Annotated in this window: 16 protein-coding genes; 8 read left to right on the forward strand and 8 right to left on the reverse strand. The window is 48.6% G+C overall.

Annotation, left to right across the window (positions count from 1 at the left end; genetic code table 11):
- The first annotated feature begins 90 nt into the window (after positions 1–90).
- The 7 genes from NOC_RS01460 (at position 91) to aroB (ending at position 7,122) form a co-directional block, all read left to right on the forward strand.
- Complete coding sequence (locus NOC_RS01460; protein WP_002811951.1) at positions 91–1,209, forward strand: pilus assembly protein PilM; 1,119 nt, start codon at positions 91–93, stop codon at positions 1,207–1,209.
- The gene (locus tag NOC_RS01465; RefSeq protein ID WP_002811967.1) at positions 1,209–1,784 is read left to right on the forward strand and encodes a PilN domain-containing protein; all 576 of its coding nucleotides are present in this window, start codon (positions 1,209–1,211) and stop codon (positions 1,782–1,784) included. Before NOC_RS01460 ends, NOC_RS01465 begins: the two co-directional genes overlap by 1 nt.
- Positions 1,784–2,392, forward strand: coding sequence for a type 4a pilus biogenesis protein PilO (locus tag NOC_RS01470; protein ID WP_002813019.1), 609 nt, complete (start codon positions 1,784–1,786; stop codon positions 2,390–2,392). The genes NOC_RS01465 and NOC_RS01470 overlap by 1 nt, the downstream gene beginning before the upstream one ends.
- Before the next feature lie 13 nt (positions 2,393–2,405).
- Positions 2,406–2,984: a pilus assembly protein PilP gene (locus NOC_RS01475; RefSeq protein WP_011330275.1), complete on the forward strand. Its 579-nt coding sequence runs from the start codon at positions 2,406–2,408 to the stop codon at positions 2,982–2,984.
- A 16-nt stretch (positions 2,985–3,000) separates the two neighbouring features.
- Positions 3,001–5,100 carry a type IV pilus secretin PilQ gene (pilQ, locus tag NOC_RS01480; RefSeq protein ID WP_002812937.1) on the forward strand — a complete coding sequence of 700 codons (2,100 nt, stop codon included), beginning with the start codon at positions 3,001–3,003 and terminating at the stop codon, positions 5,098–5,100.
- A gap of 325 nt (positions 5,101–5,425) precedes the next feature.
- Positions 5,426–5,998: a shikimate kinase AroK gene (aroK, locus tag NOC_RS01485; protein WP_002814231.1), complete on the forward strand. Its 573-nt coding sequence runs from the start codon at positions 5,426–5,428 to the stop codon at positions 5,996–5,998.
- A gap of 44 nt (positions 5,999–6,042) precedes the next feature.
- Positions 6,043–7,122: a 3-dehydroquinate synthase gene (gene aroB, locus NOC_RS01490; RefSeq protein ID WP_011330276.1), complete on the forward strand. Its 1,080-nt coding sequence runs from the start codon at positions 6,043–6,045 to the stop codon at positions 7,120–7,122.
- 122 nt (positions 7,123–7,244) lie between these two features.
- Here aroB and NOC_RS01495 read toward each other — a convergent pair whose 3' ends face one another.
- The 4 genes from NOC_RS01495 to NOC_RS01510 are packed head-to-tail and all read right to left on the reverse strand — an operon-like array spanning position 7,245 to position 11,352.
- On the reverse strand, positions 7,245–7,853 hold the full coding sequence (locus NOC_RS01495) for an amino acid kinase (protein ID WP_011330277.1): 609 nt from the start codon (positions 7,851–7,853) through the stop codon (positions 7,245–7,247).
- Positions 7,854–9,269, reverse strand: a complete 1,416-nt coding sequence (pabB, locus tag NOC_RS01500; RefSeq protein WP_002813459.1) for an aminodeoxychorismate synthase component I — start codon at positions 9,267–9,269, stop codon at positions 7,854–7,856.
- A 6-nt stretch (positions 9,270–9,275) separates the two neighbouring features.
- Positions 9,276–10,337 carry a hydantoinase/oxoprolinase family protein gene (locus tag NOC_RS01505; protein WP_002813371.1) on the reverse strand — a complete coding sequence of 354 codons (1,062 nt, stop codon included), beginning with the start codon at positions 10,335–10,337 and terminating at the stop codon, positions 9,276–9,278.
- A complete protein-coding gene (locus NOC_RS01510) occupies positions 10,312–11,352 on the reverse strand; it encodes an ATP-grasp domain-containing protein (RefSeq protein WP_011330278.1) in 1,041 nt (346 codons plus the stop codon). The genes NOC_RS01505 and NOC_RS01510 overlap by 26 nt, the downstream gene beginning before the upstream one ends.
- 49 nt (positions 11,353–11,401) lie before the next feature.
- Here NOC_RS01510 and NOC_RS01515 point away from each other — a divergent pair, with 49 nt between their 5' ends.
- A complete protein-coding gene (locus tag NOC_RS01515) occupies positions 11,402–12,109 on the forward strand; it encodes a HisA/HisF-related TIM barrel protein (protein ID WP_002812580.1) in 708 nt (235 codons plus the stop codon).
- 35 nt (positions 12,110–12,144) lie between these two features.
- Here NOC_RS01515 and NOC_RS01520 read toward each other — a convergent pair whose 3' ends face one another.
- The 4 genes from NOC_RS01520 to pntB form a co-directional block, all read right to left on the reverse strand.
- Positions 12,145–13,092 carry a RimK family alpha-L-glutamate ligase gene (locus tag NOC_RS01520; protein WP_231561387.1) on the reverse strand — a complete coding sequence of 316 codons (948 nt, stop codon included), beginning with the start codon at positions 13,090–13,092 and terminating at the stop codon, positions 12,145–12,147.
- Between the two features lie 60 nt (positions 13,093–13,152).
- Complete coding sequence (locus tag NOC_RS01525; protein ID WP_002812549.1) at positions 13,153–14,364, reverse strand: ATP-grasp domain-containing protein; 1,212 nt, start codon at positions 14,362–14,364, stop codon at positions 13,153–13,155.
- A gap of 20 nt (positions 14,365–14,384) precedes the next feature.
- Complete coding sequence (locus NOC_RS17195; protein WP_002813928.1) at positions 14,385–14,543, reverse strand: hypothetical protein; 159 nt, start codon at positions 14,541–14,543, stop codon at positions 14,385–14,387.
- A gap of 85 nt (positions 14,544–14,628) precedes the next feature.
- Complete coding sequence (gene pntB / locus NOC_RS01530) at positions 14,629–16,077, reverse strand: Re/Si-specific NAD(P)(+) transhydrogenase subunit beta (RefSeq protein ID WP_002813383.1); 1,449 nt, start codon at positions 16,075–16,077, stop codon at positions 14,629–14,631.
- Positions 16,078–16,089: the final 12 nt, after the last annotated feature.

Here is a 16,089-nt window from a genome sequence, read left to right on the forward strand (position 1 = left end):
TCAGTCTGGTAAGTTAACAAAAATTTTTGTGAAACTCAGGTGAAGTAAAAGTGCTACTTCAGGTAGAGAAAATATTGGCGGGTGCATTTTATGCTTAATTCATTGGTTCGTGTTAGCAATAATTGGTTGAACTTTAGGGACAACTCATTGAGCTATTTTCTCCGAAAATCCCCTTCTTTGTTGGGAATAGATATCAGTTCTTCCGCTATTAAATTGCTTGAGCTCAGCCGAAAGGGAGAGCGTATTTGTGTAGAAAATTATGCGATTGAAGCTTTGCCGCCTCATACCGTAGTTGAGAATAAAATTGAAAATGTAGAAGCGCTGGGTGAAACAATTAAAAGGGCGGTTAAACGTTCGGGAACACGGACTAAGAAGGTGGCTGCCGCCGTCACTGGATCAGCGGTGATTACTAAGACCATCTCAGTTCCAAATGCTCTTTCAAATAGGGAGCTGGAAAGTCATATTGAGCTAGAGGCAGGGCAATATATTCCCTATCCACTAGAAGAAGTTAATCTAGATTTTGCAGTACTGGGACCTTCAGAAAAAGATTCTGAAAGGGTAGATGTATTGCTTGCTGCTTGCCGTAGCGAAAACATTGAATCGCGAGTAGCATCGTTGGAGTTAGCAGGTTTAACGCCGGCAGTAATCGATGTCGAAGCTTATGCTATGGAAAAAGTTTTTCCTTTGATTGCGGGTCAGATGTCAAGCCGGGGGAAAGGGCAAACTATTGCCGTTGTTGACGCGGGGGCAACGCTAACTACTATTAATGTATTGCATGATTATAAAATTATCTATACGCGAGAGCAGATCTTTGGCGGTAATCAGCTTACGGAAGAAATACAAAGGCGGTACGGCTTGTCCTATGAGGAGGCTAATTTAGCGAAGCGCCAGGGGGGGTTGCCGGATAATTATATTCCCGAGATTTTAGATCCTTTCAAAAAATCAATCGCGCAACAGGTTAGCCGCGCTTTCCAATTTTTCTTCTCTTCAACCCAGTATAACGATGTTGACCATGTGATATTAGCAGGTGGATGTGCCTCTATTCCAGGCGTGGATGAGTTGATTGAGCATATGGTGGGTACGGCTGTTTCGGTCGCTAATCCTTTTTCTGATATGGTGCTGGGATCTCAGATAGAAGCTAAAGCGCTACGCAATGATGCTCCAGCTTTAATGACTTCTTGTGGCTTGGCACTTAGGAGTTTCGACTAATGGTCCGCATCAACCTACTGCCTTGGCGGGAAGCTCAGCGCAAGGAACGGGAAAAACGATTTCACCTTGCTTTAGGTCTTGCCGCGGTTCTCGCAGCCGGTACAGTTTTTTATATTAACTCATATATTAACGGTTTAATAGAAAATCAAATTCAGAGAAATAAATATTTGCAAGATCAGATAGCTATTGTAGATAAAAAAATACGCAAGATTAAGGATTTGGAAAAAGAAAAAAAGAAACTTCTTGCACGTATGGAAATAATTCAGCAGCTTCAGAGTAGCCGTCCCCAAATTGTCCATGTTTTCGATAAGATAGTACGAGCTCTGCCTGATGGAATTTATCTAGAAAGCATAAAACGCCAAGAACATACCAATATGCTAAATGGTGTGGCCACCTCAAACGCGCGTGTTTCTGTCCTTATGCGTAATTTAGATGCTTCTCCAGTATTTAGAAATCCTAGATTAGACGTCATCCAGAGAACGGGAAATAAACAACGATCCGTACGTAAATTTACGCTCCGTGTAGATGAGAATCCACAACTTTCGGATAGTAATGAAAGCATGGGGACACTGTAATGAATTTATCAGATTTTAATGAACTTGATTTCAGTGAGATAGGTGATTGGCCGACTGTGGCGAAAGCCATTGCAGTGCTGTTGATTTTTGCTTCAGTGGTAGGTGGTGGTTATTGGTTTTTTACTAAAGATGAAATTTTGCAACTCGAAGACTTTAAAAAAAAAGAACCAGGATTAAAAGCTACCTTTGAAGCTAAGCAAGCAAAGGCGGCAAACTTAGAATCCTACGAGAAGCAAATGGAAGAAATGAAACTTTCTTTTGGCACGATGTTACGGCAATTACCTAGTAAGACAGAAGTTGCTGATCTGTTAGTCGATATCTCTCAAACAGGATTGTCCAGTGGGTTGGAGTTTGAATTTTTTAAGCCGAGTTCGGAATTACCAGCAGATTTTTATGCCGAACTACCCATTCAGATTCGGGTTATTGGTAATTACCACCAATTTGGAGAGTTTGTGAGCAAGGTGGCAGCTCTTCCCCGCATTGTAACTTTACATAATTTTGCTATCGAAAATCAGGATAAGGAGTCGGGAAAGTTGGCTATGGATATTACTGCTAAAACTTACCGTTACTTTGCCGAAGATGAGACTACGGCTGCGACAAGGAACTGAAGGCGAGGTAATAATGAGCTATACGAGGCATATTAAAAGGTGGACGATATTGAATCGTCAGGTAGGAATTGCAAGTTTGCTTGGTATCTTCTCTGTAACATTATCAGGTTGTAATGATGAAGAGATGATAGATCTGAAGCAATATGTGCAGCAGGTGAAATCTCGCCCTCGGGGAATTATTGAATCCTTGCCAGAAATAAAACCCCACGAAACCTTTATCTATCAAGCAGCAGAACTTCGCAACCCCTTTGTCTCTGCCGTCGTAGATCTTCCGTTGGAAACCATCGCGCAGGCCAGCCCCACGCTTGAAAATACCCTTAAACCTAACCTAAAGCGGCATAAAGAGATTTTGGAGGAATATGCTCTCGAGTCTCTCAGAATGGTTGGTATGCTTGAACAGGGAATGGAAATTTGGGCCATTATACGTGCCTCTGATGGGATTTTATACCGTGTAAAAAAAGGCAATCATATAGGACGAAACTATGGAAAGATTACTCATATTAATGAAGAAAAAATTGAATTCACCGAAATTGTTCCTGACGAACAAGGTGGTTGGTTAACACGCCAGAATATGCTGGCATTAGCGGAATAATGATAAGGGGAAGCCAATGAAGCCGGCGCATAAAATCGTTCCACATGATTCGAGGAAAGCGTACAGAGAACGCTGTTTCCTGCCTGCCTTGATAGGGTTGCTGCTTCTGTGTTGGCTGCCCTGTATAACCTTTGCCGCTACCAAATTGCAGGGCATTGAATACTCATCTTTACCCGGTGAGGGTGTTCAACTTCGGTTGGAGTTCTCAGCGCCTGTTGCTGAGCCTACATTTTTTGCAATTGATGACCCTGCTCGCATCGTACTAGATTTCCCCAGGGTCAAAATTGGTACAGTGCGTCAGTCCCAGGTGATTGGAGCAGGGATGACGCGCAGTGTCACTATGGTAGAGGCAGCTGATCGCACCCGGGTTGTCGTTAATTTAGTTCAGAGCGTACCTTTTGAAACTCGAGTGGATAAAAACTTCGTTTATGTTACCGTGAACGGTTTTCCTGCTGCCGCCTCGGCTGAAAAAAGTGGCGCTGCTCCTACTGGACGTCATTTAATCAAAAATATCGACTTTCGGCGAGGCGAAGCCGGTGAAGGCCGGGTTATTGTATCCCTCTCAGATATCCGGACCCCAGTGGATATCCGAGAGGAGGGGAAACGTATTATTGTTGATTTTATTAATACGGCGCTACCCAATGAGCTTGAGCGGCGTCTCGATGTTTTGGACTTTGCGACGCCGGTTAAACTCGTCGATACTTTTACCAAGAATCAGAATGTTCGTATGGTGATTACTCCGGCAAATGTTGAACATGAGTATCTTTCTTATCAGTCTGACGATACGCTGGTTGTCGAGCTTAAACCGCTTACTAAAAAGGAAAAGGAATTAGCTAGGAAAAAAGAATTCGGTTATGTGGGCGAAAAACTTTCCCTGAATTTCCAGAGCATTGAAGTTCGATCCGTATTGCAGTTGATTGCCGATTTCACGGGTCTTAACCTGGTGGCAAGTGATACGGTACAAGGGAGTGTGACGTTGCGGCTTAAAAATGTACCCTGGGATCAAGCCCTGGATATTATTTTGAGAACCAAGGGGTTAGCTATGCGCCGTATGGGTAACGTCGTTTTGGTCGCGCCGAGCCAAGAGATTGCCGACCGTGAAAAGTTGGAGTTGGAAGCCAGAAAACAGGTGGAAGAACTAGCGCCCCTAGGCTCTGAGTTTATCCAGGTTAATTTTGCCAAGGCTAGCAATCTTGCTGCGCTTATTCAATCGGAGGAAAACTCTCTTTTGTCGCCACGGGGTCATGCGACGTTCGATGAACGGACCAATACTCTATTGGTTATGGATACGGCAGATAGGCTTGCTGCGCTTCGAAAGCTAGTTGCTAGCTTGGATATTCCAGTACGGCAAGTGCTTATTGAATCTCGTGTGGTTATTGCAAGTAGCGATTTTAGTAGAGATTTAGGCGTTCGTTTTGGTTTGAGCGGACGAGGAGACACTAGTGGGACTTTCGATCAAGCAACGACTTCAGGTTCATTGAATGGTACGACTCAGATTATCAATCGGGAAACTCTGGAGCTTCAGGATCGGCTAAATGTCAATTTTCCTGTGACCAAAAAGGACGCAGCGAAGATTGCCCTTGCTTTGACGAATCTGCCCCTAGGCGCTTTACTAGAATTAGAGCTTTCAGCGCTTCAGGCGGAAGGGCGCGGCGAAGTAATTTCTAACCCGCGGGTTATTACCTCTAATCAAAAAGAAGCCATAATTGAGCAGGGTACCGAAATTCCCTATCAGCGGGCTTCCTCTAGCGGGGCTACCTCTGTATCTTTTAAAAAGGCAGTGCTTAGCTTAACGGTGACTCCTCAAATTACCCCTGATGACAGGATCATTATGGATCTCGGTGTAACGAAGGATAGCGTAGGTAAAGTGTTTAACGGGGTGCCGAGTATTAATACCCGTAAGGTCGCCACTCAGGTGTTGGTAAATAACGGTCAAACAGTTGTGCTCGGCGGAATTTACGAGCAAGAGAAGAATCGGGCGGTTCGGCGGATACCTTTTCTTGGAGATTTACCGTATGCGGGAATCTTATTTCGCGATAAATCAGAGTTTAACAACAAAAGAGAACTGCTTATATTTGTGACCCCCAAGATTATCAAGGAGGGAGCAAGACTGTAATTCGCTAGAAACTTTTATGCTTAAACGAAAAAGCTGGATTTTTATAAAAATCCAGCTTTTTCGTTTTTATCGTTGCTACGGTACAATAACTCACTTGTTATTATGTCTTTTACTAAAAAGCGCTTAGGATGGGAAGTGTCAGTCTTTATACAAAGTATCCCGGTAAATTTTCGCCTTGGGATCTGTATCGCTTTGTACGAGCAGCCTATTTCACAGGCATAGGGTTATTCCCATGCAAAGAGGGACGGTTACCCGCGTGTGCAGGGACGTTGCACCGGAGGGCAAATCTATCTAGCAGGGGTGAATAGGGCTTTATTAAACGGCCATGCTTAATTTTAATATTTTCCTTGTGGGTCCCATGGGGTCCGGTAAAACGACCATTGGCCGGTATCTAGCTAGGATAACGGGTAAGAACTTTTATGATAGCGATCGTGAAATTGAATCCCGTACCGGGGTTAGCATTCCCGTTATTTTTGAAATTGAGGGGGAAAGTGGTTTTCGGCAACGCGAATGTAAGATTATTGCTGAGCTTGTCCAACTAAACAATATTGTATTGGCTACCGGAGGGGGGGCTGTACTTGCCGCCGAGAATCGGCGGGAATTATCTCAGCGGGGAATCGTCGTTTATTTATATGCGCCGCCAAAGCAGCTGTATCGTCGCACCTCGCATGATAACAATCGCCCTTTATTGCGGACAGGAAATCCGTTAGAACGCTTGAAGTGCTTGCTTAAAGAACGTGATCCCCTCTATCGGGAGGTGGCGGATGTTATCATTAAAACCGGTAAACAACCTGTTAAGGCGGTTGCGAATGAGGTACTCAGGCAACTTAGACAGTATAAAGGCGGTGCTCCCCAGAGAAAATCTTTCGTGCATGTTAAAAGTAATAAAGGTGCTTAAAAAGCTAGCTTTAGCTTTTAAAAGCTATGGAGCTTAGTCGTTTTATGATTACAGTACAAGTCGATCTTCAAGAGCGTAGCTATCCTATCTATATTGGCAGCGGCCTACTAAAACAAAATTCCCTTTTAGCAAAACATATCGTGGGATCTGAAGTCATGGTAGTCACTAATGAGACGGTGGCTCCATTATATTTAGATACTCTCTTGAAGGGCCTCAAAGATTATCGATGTGCCGAAATCATTTTACCTGACGGCGAGCAGCATAAGACTTTGGCAGTGCTGCAGCAAATCTTTGATGATCTGCTTAAAGTGCCCTTCTCCCGGCATTGCACGGTGATTGCATTAGGTGGGGGAGTAATCGGTGATATGGCAGGCTTTGCCGCTGCCTGTTACCAACGGGGAGTCGCTTATATTCAGGTTCCCACCACCTTGTTAGCGCAGGTAGATTCCTCTGTTGGGGGAAAAACAGCGGTGAATCATCCTCTAGGCAAGAATATGATCGGGGCCTTTTACCAGCCTCGCTGCGTTTTAGCGGATACAGATACTCTCGATACTCTTGATGAGCGGCAGCTGCGGGCGGGATTAGCTGAAGTCATAAAATACGGCCTTATCAGAGATATCGACTTCTTTACCTGGCTAGAGGAGCATGCCAGCGAAGTATTGGCGCGAGAGCCTTCAGCATTGATCCATGCCATTGAACGATCTTGTCGTAATAAAGCCGAGATAGTCGCCGCCGATGAACGGGAATCAGGGGTGCGGGCGATTCTCAATCTAGGCCATACTTTTGGCCATGCCATTGAAACAGGGCTGGGCTATGGTGCCTGGCTACATGGCGAGGCCGTTGCGGCGGGGATGGCAATGGCGGCGGATTTATCGCAGCGGTTGGGATGGCTGTCGGCCACGGAAGTAGGCCGGGTGCTCAATTTACTGGAGCGGGCGGGCCTTCCCCGGCATTCTCCCGAAGCCATCCATAAGGCTCGTTTCCTGGAGTTGATGGCAGTAGATAAAAAAGTCATTGATGGATGTTTACGCCTAGTCTTACTAAGGCAGCTGGGACAAGCTGTCGTCACCGATGGTTTTGATTCTGATTTGCTCGAAGCCACAATAGACAAGGCCACCGTTTGACTAAAATTCGCTTGGCCTTCCTATAACAACGGATTCTTTTGAGTTTTTTGAGATAGTCTATAAGTCCGTCTTGCGCTTAGCTACGGTTTTTTTTGCGATCACCAGGGTGCTAGGTGAAGCTATTAATCCGGAGAGATTCGGGTTCCCATATTGACGATACCCTTCAGAGCGATTTGCGGGTAATTATCGGCGGTAATGCAATAACAGGGAATGGTAATAGAGTGAAGAAAACGGGGGAAAGCGGCATCAACGATTCCCCGGGTGACAAGGGAATGGACGCTAATAACCGGTTCGGATAGCCGCACTTTTTTGATCAATACTAGACGGCTGGCTTTTAGCTTGCTGCTAAGCCAGGCAGCTAGACTGTCAGAGGTAACCTCCCAATTCTTGGGGATCTCAGGTTGATCCAATAATTCGGTTGCAGGTAACCAAATGGGAATTTGCTGCTGGCTTACTACTTCTTTAATTTCTTTGGGGCTAGCAGCGAGACGAAGCGTAGGTTCCAGGCCCTGCAGTAAATAACCAAACTGTTCCATAGCAAGTAAGGCCATGGTATGGGCACAGGCATCGGATATCCCCCAGCACTTTTGAGCATGACGTACTTGGTTAGCGAAGGGTCCGCCACCTGGTACGATAATGGCTTTTCCTGCCTCCAAGGTGGCGAGTTGATGAAGCCACCTAGGTAGGCAGCGGCTTTCATAGAGGCTGCCACCAATTTTAATCACCTGCATTTATGGGACTCTATTAGATACTGGAGCAGTATATTCGCTCAAAGCCTGTAAAATAGCTGCCGCTTTATCTAGGGTTTCCTGGTATTCAACTTCCTCCACCGAGTCGGCGACGATTCCCCCGCCTGCCCAGAAGCGCAAATAGCTTTGGCTGTAAACCAGGGTGCGGATAGCAATATTAGTATCCATATTGCCATCAAAACCAATGTAGCCCAAGCTGCCGCAATAGACTCCACGGCGATGGGGTTCTAATTCCTCGATAATTTCCATGGCGCGTACTTTGGGAGCACCGGTAACAGACCCTCCAGGAAAGCAAGCCTGGAGTAGATCAATAGAATCTCGTCCGGGGGTAAGCCGGCCGCGTATGGTGCTCACTAGATGGTGGACGGTAGCAAAGGACTCGATGGCACAGAGTCTGGGAACATGGATTGCGCCTGGGAGGCATACCCGGCCTAGATCGTTGCGCAGAAGATCAACGATCATCACATTTTCCGCCCGATCTTTAGGGCTGTTTTGAAGCTCCAGGGCAAGCTTCCGATCCGCTATCGGATCGGGATTTCGGGGCCGGGTGCCCTTGATAGGATGACTTTCCACTCCGCCTGCGTTGGTGCGTAAGAATCGTTCTGGCGAGGTGCTTAGCACGGCCCCTTCGGGGATAGCGAAGTAGGCGCTGAAGGGAGCGGCATTGAGCAAGCGTAAGCGACGATAGAGCGCCCAGGGATCGCCTTGGGCAAGGGCTTCAAAACGTTGTGCCAAGTTGACCTGATAGCAATCTCCCTCACGAATATAATGTTGGATACTTGTAAACGCCTGTTGATAGTCTTTCTGTTTCAGATTGGACTCGATTGGTTCCCATAAGCGAAAAGTCGTTTGCGATGGTGCTGAGTCATGACACTGGCTAAGATGGGATTGTAGGGCTTCCCATCGTTCCCAAGTACGATAATCATAGCCCTGCCCTACTAACAGGCTGCGCTGCTGGCGGTGGTCAACGACAATGACCCAATCATAAAGTCCAATCGCCATCTCCGGCATGCCTTCCATATCAAGTGCAAGGGTAGGTAATTGCTCTATACGCCGTCCTAGATCATAGCCAAAATAACCCATGGCGCCACCGGTTAAAGGGAGTTCGGGAAAAATAGAGGAGGGATTGCGGGTGTAGCGGCGAAGTTCGGACTGCAACAGGATAAAGGGGTTTTCAAGGCTTGAAAAAGCCTCATGGCGTTTGCGGATGGTGGTCTCAGATCCCCAGCAGCTGAAAGTCATGAAGGGATCTGCCGCAAGGATGTCGAACCGCCCCGATTGATTGACAGGCCAGCCACTATCCAAAAATATGGCCCAGGGTTCCTGTCGGATTGCCTCGAAAAGGGGAGCCGAATCTTCGGAATAGGGCAGTTCCGCGTAGCGGGGTGAATATTTCATTTTAAGCTAGTGGATTTTATCTCGCAGTTGCTCCCAGGCAAGCCGGGCAAGGGCAGCAGCTGGGGCGTGGTCAGCACTTATGGGAATGGGCGGGTGAATATCTAAGGCTTCGGAAAAATCGGCATAGGGCCGGCGAAGCCGCCGGGCACATTCAGCAACGAGGAAACGCCCTATCCCTGCGCCGATTAGGGGAGCTTTTGGGGAGATATCTACTCGCGAAAGTACCTGAAAAACCGCGTCAGTAAGCTGCTGGCATTGTTGCTCGGCAAAATAGGCTGCCAGCCCTTGCCAGGCTGGGAGTGGCCAATGTTTGCTATCCGTTCCCACCATTCGAGCCAGGCGTCGGGCACAATCTCGTGGTTGTTTGCCCCGGTTATCAGCGCTTGGATGAAGATCGTCACTTGGGGAGAGCCGGCCCAATAGATGGTAAACATCAGCCGTGGTTGCAAACCATTCCGCTGCTAGCCGTATCCACTGTCCCTCTAGGGGAGCCCGTCGTGCCAAGGCTATGAGGGGGGTGCGGGTTACCCCACTATAAAGTAACTCACCGCTTGCGAGGCGCTCCTGATCATTTTTGCCTCGGGGGCATGGAATGCTATCCTTGCAGGGAATAAGGTCACTCGTAGTGCTGCCAATGTCTAGGAACAGACCCTCCTTCCAGTGACGTGCGGCTAGCTGGCTAGTGGCGAGATAGTTAGCGGAGGCGATAGCCTCAGTATATTTTGCTGCCTGTTCCAGGGAAATAAACCCCTGGGTTCCGGCGAACACATATACCGGTATATTCTGAAAGTGCTGGGAAGCGTACTCCAGTATCTTTATGACCCCCTCATCCCGGTCGTTAAACAAATCGGCCAGTTCTCCCGTCATGGTAATTGCGGCTAAACAATCCTTGTTTTTAAGTTCAAGCTGCATCTGACTAAAAGCTTGTTGTAACTTTTCCAGGCCCTGCCATAAGGGGCAGGGTAATTGGATGCAGGCTGCAATTCGGCCTTGGGAATCAGTCAGCGCGGCCTTGAGATGGGCGCCGCCGATGTCCCAGCCGCTAATGGCGAGTGGCCTGGATAGCATCTCCTTCCTCCGTTGCAACGGTCACCTTTTGACAGGGGCGAGGCGGTAACTCCACGGCTTTCATCCCTTTATTAAGTAGAGTAAGCAGCCAGGTACCCGGATTTATTCCGTAAACTTCCCGCAGCCCTATGTAGCTCGTTGTTAAGCGGGGATTGATTTCTATGATTACCGGTTGTGGACTCAAGACTAGATCCACTCCAACGAAACCCCATAAACCAGGGAGGGCCGTGGCAATTATATCGGCAATTTCCTGGAAGGAGGGAGGATAAAATTCCTGAGAGTTTACCCCATTTACCGTAATACTGGTAAGCTGGATTGTTCCTTCGGTAATCCGGAGCCCTTGGCGATTCCCGCATAATAACCGGGCTTCACCATCAGCACAAAGCAGACAAAGGCTGCTAGCCGTTCCCCAAATATAGGGTTGAACGATTTGTTTTCCCCAAATTTCCGGAGCTCTCTGCTGTTTCCAGGCAGATAATGCGGCTGTATTCTCAAAATATAAAAGGTTGCTACATCCCGCGCCATCATCTGGCTTGCAGATCAAGGCGCTCTCCGTGAAAGTATCAGGTTGCCAGTCCTTGAGCCAGACTGTGGGTGCAGTAACGAGTCCTGCCGCTGCTAAATGCCTGGCTGTCCGGGTTTTGCTTGTTACAATAGCGGTAGCCTCGGGGCGGCAGCCGAGTAAACGTTTGCCCGCCTTGAGCACCCAGGACTGGATCTCAGCCAATAAGTTATCGCTCTCGGGGGCAATGGGTAAGACCCCATCGACATAGTCTAAGGAAATGAGCCAGCAACGGCGAAAATCATTCAAGTTGCGAATATAATGGCAGCGGTGAATGTAAGGGGGCGTATCTAGGCGAAAATCTCGGAGAATCACGGACTGTACGCCTTGCGTTCTTGCTAAATCATAAAGTAATGCTTGCAGTATGGCATCGCCTTCCCTGGCCAAGTGGCTGGGTAAGGATTCTGTACAGAACGCGCCGCTGGTAATATGTTCGTAGACGAGGATTTTCATTGTTCAGTGCCATTTTGAGTGGATATTTATTGTAAGAAGGATTTATAAAATGCAGCTCCTTCCGGTGCTTGATTTATGGGGTGGGGTAGTCGTTCATGCTAGGGGCGGGCAACGGGATAGTTACTTGCCTTTAAATTCCCCCTTTGCTCCTAATTCTTCGCCTTTACAGGTAGTGGCCGGATTGCTGCAATGGTGCCGCTTCCAACAATTATATATTGCTGATTTAAACGCTATTATGGGGGATGGCAATAATCATTTCATGATAGCCGCTATTGCGCGAAGTTATCCTGATTTAGAATTATGGGTAGATGGGGGAACCGCCCGCCATGAAGCGGTCGCCCAGTTATTTGCGCTCGGGGTTGCACGGCCCGTGGTAGGAACGGAAACCCTACCTGATTTAGAATCCTGGCAAGCGCTGCAAAGCTCGTGGCCGGAACAGCTAGCACTCTCTATGGACCACCGGAGGGGAGCATTTCTTGGCCCCGCGGGATTGGATCGGCAACCAGAATTGTGGCCGGGGACCGTCATTGCCATGAGTCTGGATCAAATAGGGAGCCAGCAAGGACCGGATTGGTCCCTATTGGAACGGTTAGGGCAAAGATCTCTCCGCAAGAGGATATCTTTGTTGGCAGCAGGGGGAGTCCGTTGTTTGGAGGATTTAAAGCAGCTCGCAGCATGGGGGGTCGAAGGGGTATTGTTGGCGAGCGCCTTGCATGATGGTAGCCTAAATCCTGCGGAATTGCAGCAGATGTTATAAAAATCCTCCTCTCCTCTAATAGGGACAAGTTACCGCTAAATTTTCTGCGAGCTACCGCTGTGTGCAAAATAGGAGGAGTGTAGTCGCTCCAATAGGTTTTTTGCTAGCGCGCCAGCAATATTAACTTCCGTGGTTTGTTGCAGGGCTTTCCAGGAAGGGATGCTATTGACCTCGAGCACTTGAAACCCTTGTGCTGGTGTTTGGATGATGTCCACGCCGCCATAGTCAACCGCGACAGCTTGGGTTGCTTGACAGGCTAAGGCGCCTATTTCTCTCTCTAAAGGGGCAGGAAAATATTGAGCGCCCCGCGCTACGTTGGTGATCCAGCCTTGGCCACGGCGAACCATTGCCGCAATAGGACGGTGACCGATTACAAAGACCCGCCAGTCCTGCCAAATATTAGGCTGAGCCGGCCGTATGAATTCTTGTAGATAGTAAAGACCTCCCGTAGGTTCGCAAGCCTCTAGATCAGCAGGCTTGCCTATGCGGATAATGCCTTGCCCTTGACAGCCAAATAACGGTTTAAGAACAAGCTCGCGCTTTTCCCGCTGCGCCTGGGCGCTGAGATGGCGGGCTTGCGCTAAATCTTCGCACGCCCAGGCCCGTGGCGTAGGAACTCTTCTGTGGCGCAGGAGCAGCGAAGTCCGCGCTTTGTCCACCGTGCGTTCAATGGCGGAGGCGGTATTCAATACGGGAATCCCAAATTCAGCCAAAGTGTGCAAGACATCTAACCGCAAGGTGATTTGTTCGAAGCTCCCAGCGGCAATACCACGGACTATTGCCGCATCCGGTAGGTCGCCCCCAAGGCCAGGGATGTGAAGTCCAGAGGGCGAATCCAGATCAATTCGGCATTGAGCCAAATTCGAACGAATAATAGCAACCCCCTGGGGCGCTAGGGCTGCTTCTAGCTGTTTGCTATGCCAACCGTGGCTATTGTTAAAGATGACAATCCGGAGCATGGGGAGATAGGCTGGTCTTATCACCTGCAAGCTTCCGCCGGTTTTTTTTGAAGTCAACCATTAACATGCCGGAATACAAAAGCATTAGAACGATGAGGTCAACCATTCCAGCACTTGATTTTGACGCCGTCGAATCAACTGCTGACAGGTTTCGGTGCTGGTTGCCATGGCATGGATGGAGCAAAGGGGTTCTTCCCGCTTAATTAGGGTATTTTCAGCCGGGAGATCAGTGCAAAAAGCTGGCCAGACTATATTAGGGGGTATTCGCCACGGATGAGGAGAATAGAGGATGGAAAAGGCCCGTGCAACAGCTATGGGGGCTATCTGTATGGGAAGAGAGCTACCTAGGCAAGCTTTGACATGGGCGTCAAAGGGGCTAAAACGATCTTGATACAGATCCAGGGAAGCAGGGGGGCGAGGGTTAATTTCTAGAACCTGAATCCCCTGCGATCCATGGATAAAATCCAGACCGTTAAGACCACGCAGACCTGTGGCTGTCACAATTGCTTGTAGATAGTTTCGTAAAAGGGCGCCAGCAGATGGAGTCAAATTCAGGGGAGCAGCAATTCCGCCATAGCGGTAAGGCATGGCAGGAGTAGGGGCAAGCCATAGATAATGATAGCCGAGGATTTGTACTTCCTTGCCATTAGCAAGAAATAATACTGATCCCGGCTGTCCTTCCAGTTTACGTTGATAATAGTAAGGGACAGGGGCAGCGGTAGTCCACCCTTGGCGCACCCAAAGCTGTTGCCGACGGATGTTGGGTATTGTAGCCGGGAATATATGATGACCACCCGCGCCGCCAATAGCCTTGCATAGCCATCCTAGAGGATTATCGGGGAGTTGAAGCTGGACTTCTGGTGCTGGAATCGTAAGCTTCCCAAGCAATGGAAAAAAACGGCGGGGATCTTTGAGTAAGCGGACACAGTGAGGCGTATTCCCTAGCAATATTCCCCTACGGCTCAATTCTTCCATGATGTCAGGACGGTTTTCAAATCCGCTGCCGAAGATTAGGCCTACTGGATATTTTTCCGCCTCAATAAACCGCACTATCTTTTGGCGCCAATGTCCCACATTAGCACCAGAAAAAATCCGTATCCAGGCAAGCGCGGCTTGGCGGGTTTCTCTATCCCCGTAGTTATCGGCAACTACTACCCGATATCCGCTTGCAGCTGCGGATTGAGCAAGCGCTCGCCCGCTATTGGCTAGAATGAGGATAGGGTGGAGCTGGTTCCACCCCCCTTGATTACAGCGAATTCCGAGCTTACTAGAAGGCGCTCGTTGGAGTTTCGCCATGACTGATAGCAATTCTGTTCCTACAAAATTTCATCCGTCTGACAAATTCGCCATTCCTCGCAGCCTTCGGCGAAGGGATGACCTTGGCCTCCGTTGGTTGGCTGCTCTCGCGCTTTCACTTCGCCTGTCTGCGTGCGGGCACGCACAAGCAGGCATGCTCGCTGGGGGGAAGAATACATCCCTGTATTCCTCCAAAGTTTGAATATCCTGTTATTATCGGGGCGGTTAGAACCCCTATGAAAGAGACTCCAGGATAGGGGAAATCTAGTTTGTAACGGCCTGATAAGAAGCAACTTCCCGGATATCATTATGGAGATGGGAGAGCACGGCATCCAGGCTTTCCTTGGCATCACCGAACAGCATCCTATTATTTTCTTTATAAAATAATGGATTATCTACGCCAGCATAGCCTGTAGCCATGCCTCGTTTGAGCACGATGGTTGTTTTTGCCTTCCATACTTCAAGCACCGGCATGCCTGCAATGGGACTATCAGGGCTATCCTGGGCCGAAGGATTGACGATATCGTTGGCTCCAATCACTATCACCACATCTGTGTTGGGAAAATCCTGGTTAATTTCATCCATCTCTAGGACGATGTCATAGGGCACCTTGGCCTCCGCAAGCAGCACGTTCATGTGGCCCGGCATGCGTCCGGCAACGGGATGGATCGCAAACCGTACGTTAATATTTTGCTTGCGCAATAATTTGGTGATTTCATAAACGGTATGCTGAGCATGGGCTACCGCCATGCCATAGCCTGGAACGATGATAATGTTTTTAGCAGCTTCCAAGAGATGGGTGGTCTCTTCAGCGGTAATGGCGTTGACTTCGCTCGTACCACCAGCGACGGGGGCGGTAGCGCTGCCTCCTTCCGTGCCGAACCCTCCCATTATCACGCTAATGAAATTGCGGTTCATTGCCCGGCACATGATATAGCTTAGGATAGCGCCACTGCTGCCCACCAGCGCACCTGTGACGATGAGCAAATCATTTGCAAGCATGAAGCCAGTAGCGGCCGCTGCCCATCCTGAATAGCTGTTAAGCATGGAGATAACCACGGGCATGTCTGCTCCACCAATGGTCATCACCATATGAACGCCAAACCCCAGGGCAATCACCGTCATGAGAAACAGGAAGAATAGTCCACCTCCCATCGATTCGGCCTCTACAAAGGCTTTACCTAGCCAGATTGCCAGAATCAAAAGCCCTAGATTCAACCAGTGGCGGGCAGGTAGCAACAACGGCTTGCCGCTGATGCGTCCACTCAGTTTACCAAATGCGATGACGGAACCGGAACAGGTGAGTGCGCCGATCAGTACGCCGAGATAAGTTTCAACGTCATGAATGGTTTTTTCAACGCCAATAAGGTGATTGTCTGCAGCAATGAAATTGGTATAGCCCACCAGGACAGCGGCAAGGCCCACAAAACTATGCAGTATGGCCACTAGCTCCGGCATTTGAGTCATTTTGACCTGCTGGGCCACTTTAACCCCTACGACAGCGCCAATAACCATAGTGATGGTTAGCAGTATATAGGCGCCGATGCCGGCCACCGCCTCGCTGAGGATAGTGGCGAGAATAGCGATGGTCATGCCGACCATCCCATAGATATTACCGCGCCGGGCCGTTTCTTGGTGACTCAGACCACCCAAGCTCAGAATGAATAGGATAGCTGCGCCAATATAGGCCATAGTAACTAAACCTTGGGACATTATATTGGCCTC

Origin of the sequence: Nitrosococcus oceani ATCC 19707, from assembly GCF_000012805.1 — a bacterium.
In the GTDB taxonomy this organism is placed as follows: Bacteria; Pseudomonadota; Gammaproteobacteria; order Nitrosococcales; family Nitrosococcaceae; genus Nitrosococcus; species Nitrosococcus oceani.

Coding starts and splice junctions, on each gene's coding strand:
- NOC_RS01460 (WP_002811951.1), top strand. CDS start 91: ATGCTTAATTCATTGGTTCGTGTTAGCAATAATTGGTTGAACTTTAGG.
- NOC_RS01465 (WP_002811967.1), top strand. CDS start 1,209: ATGGTCCGCATCAACCTACTGCCTTGGCGGGAAGCTCAGCGCAAGGAA.
- NOC_RS01470 (WP_002813019.1), top strand. CDS start 1,784: ATGAATTTATCAGATTTTAATGAACTTGATTTCAGTGAGATAGGTGAT.
- NOC_RS01475 (WP_011330275.1), top strand. CDS start 2,406: ATGAGCTATACGAGGCATATTAAAAGGTGGACGATATTGAATCGTCAG.
- pilQ (WP_002812937.1), top strand. CDS start 3,001: ATGAAGCCGGCGCATAAAATCGTTCCACATGATTCGAGGAAAGCGTAC.
- aroK (WP_002814231.1), top strand. CDS start 5,426: ATGCTTAATTTTAATATTTTCCTTGTGGGTCCCATGGGGTCCGGTAAA.
- aroB (WP_011330276.1), top strand. CDS start 6,043: ATGATTACAGTACAAGTCGATCTTCAAGAGCGTAGCTATCCTATCTAT.
- NOC_RS01495 (WP_011330277.1), bottom strand. CDS start 7,853: ATGCAGGTGATTAAAATTGGTGGCAGCCTCTATGAAAGCCGCTGCCTA.
- pabB (WP_002813459.1), bottom strand. CDS start 9,269: ATGAAATATTCACCCCGCTACGCGGAACTGCCCTATTCCGAAGATTCG.
- NOC_RS01505 (WP_002813371.1), bottom strand. CDS start 10,337: ATGCTATCCAGGCCACTCGCCATTAGCGGCTGGGACATCGGCGGCGCC.
- NOC_RS01510 (WP_011330278.1), bottom strand. CDS start 11,352: ATGAAAATCCTCGTCTACGAACATATTACCAGCGGCGCGTTCTGTACA.
- NOC_RS01515 (WP_002812580.1), top strand. CDS start 11,402: ATGCAGCTCCTTCCGGTGCTTGATTTATGGGGTGGGGTAGTCGTTCAT.
- NOC_RS01525 (WP_002812549.1), bottom strand. CDS start 14,364: ATGGCGAAACTCCAACGAGCGCCTTCTAGTAAGCTCGGAATTCGCTGT.
- NOC_RS17195 (WP_002813928.1), bottom strand. CDS start 14,543: ATGTATTCTTCCCCCCAGCGAGCATGCCTGCTTGTGCGTGCCCGCACG.
- pntB (WP_002813383.1), bottom strand. CDS start 16,077: ATGTCCCAAGGTTTAGTTACTATGGCCTATATTGGCGCAGCTATCCTA.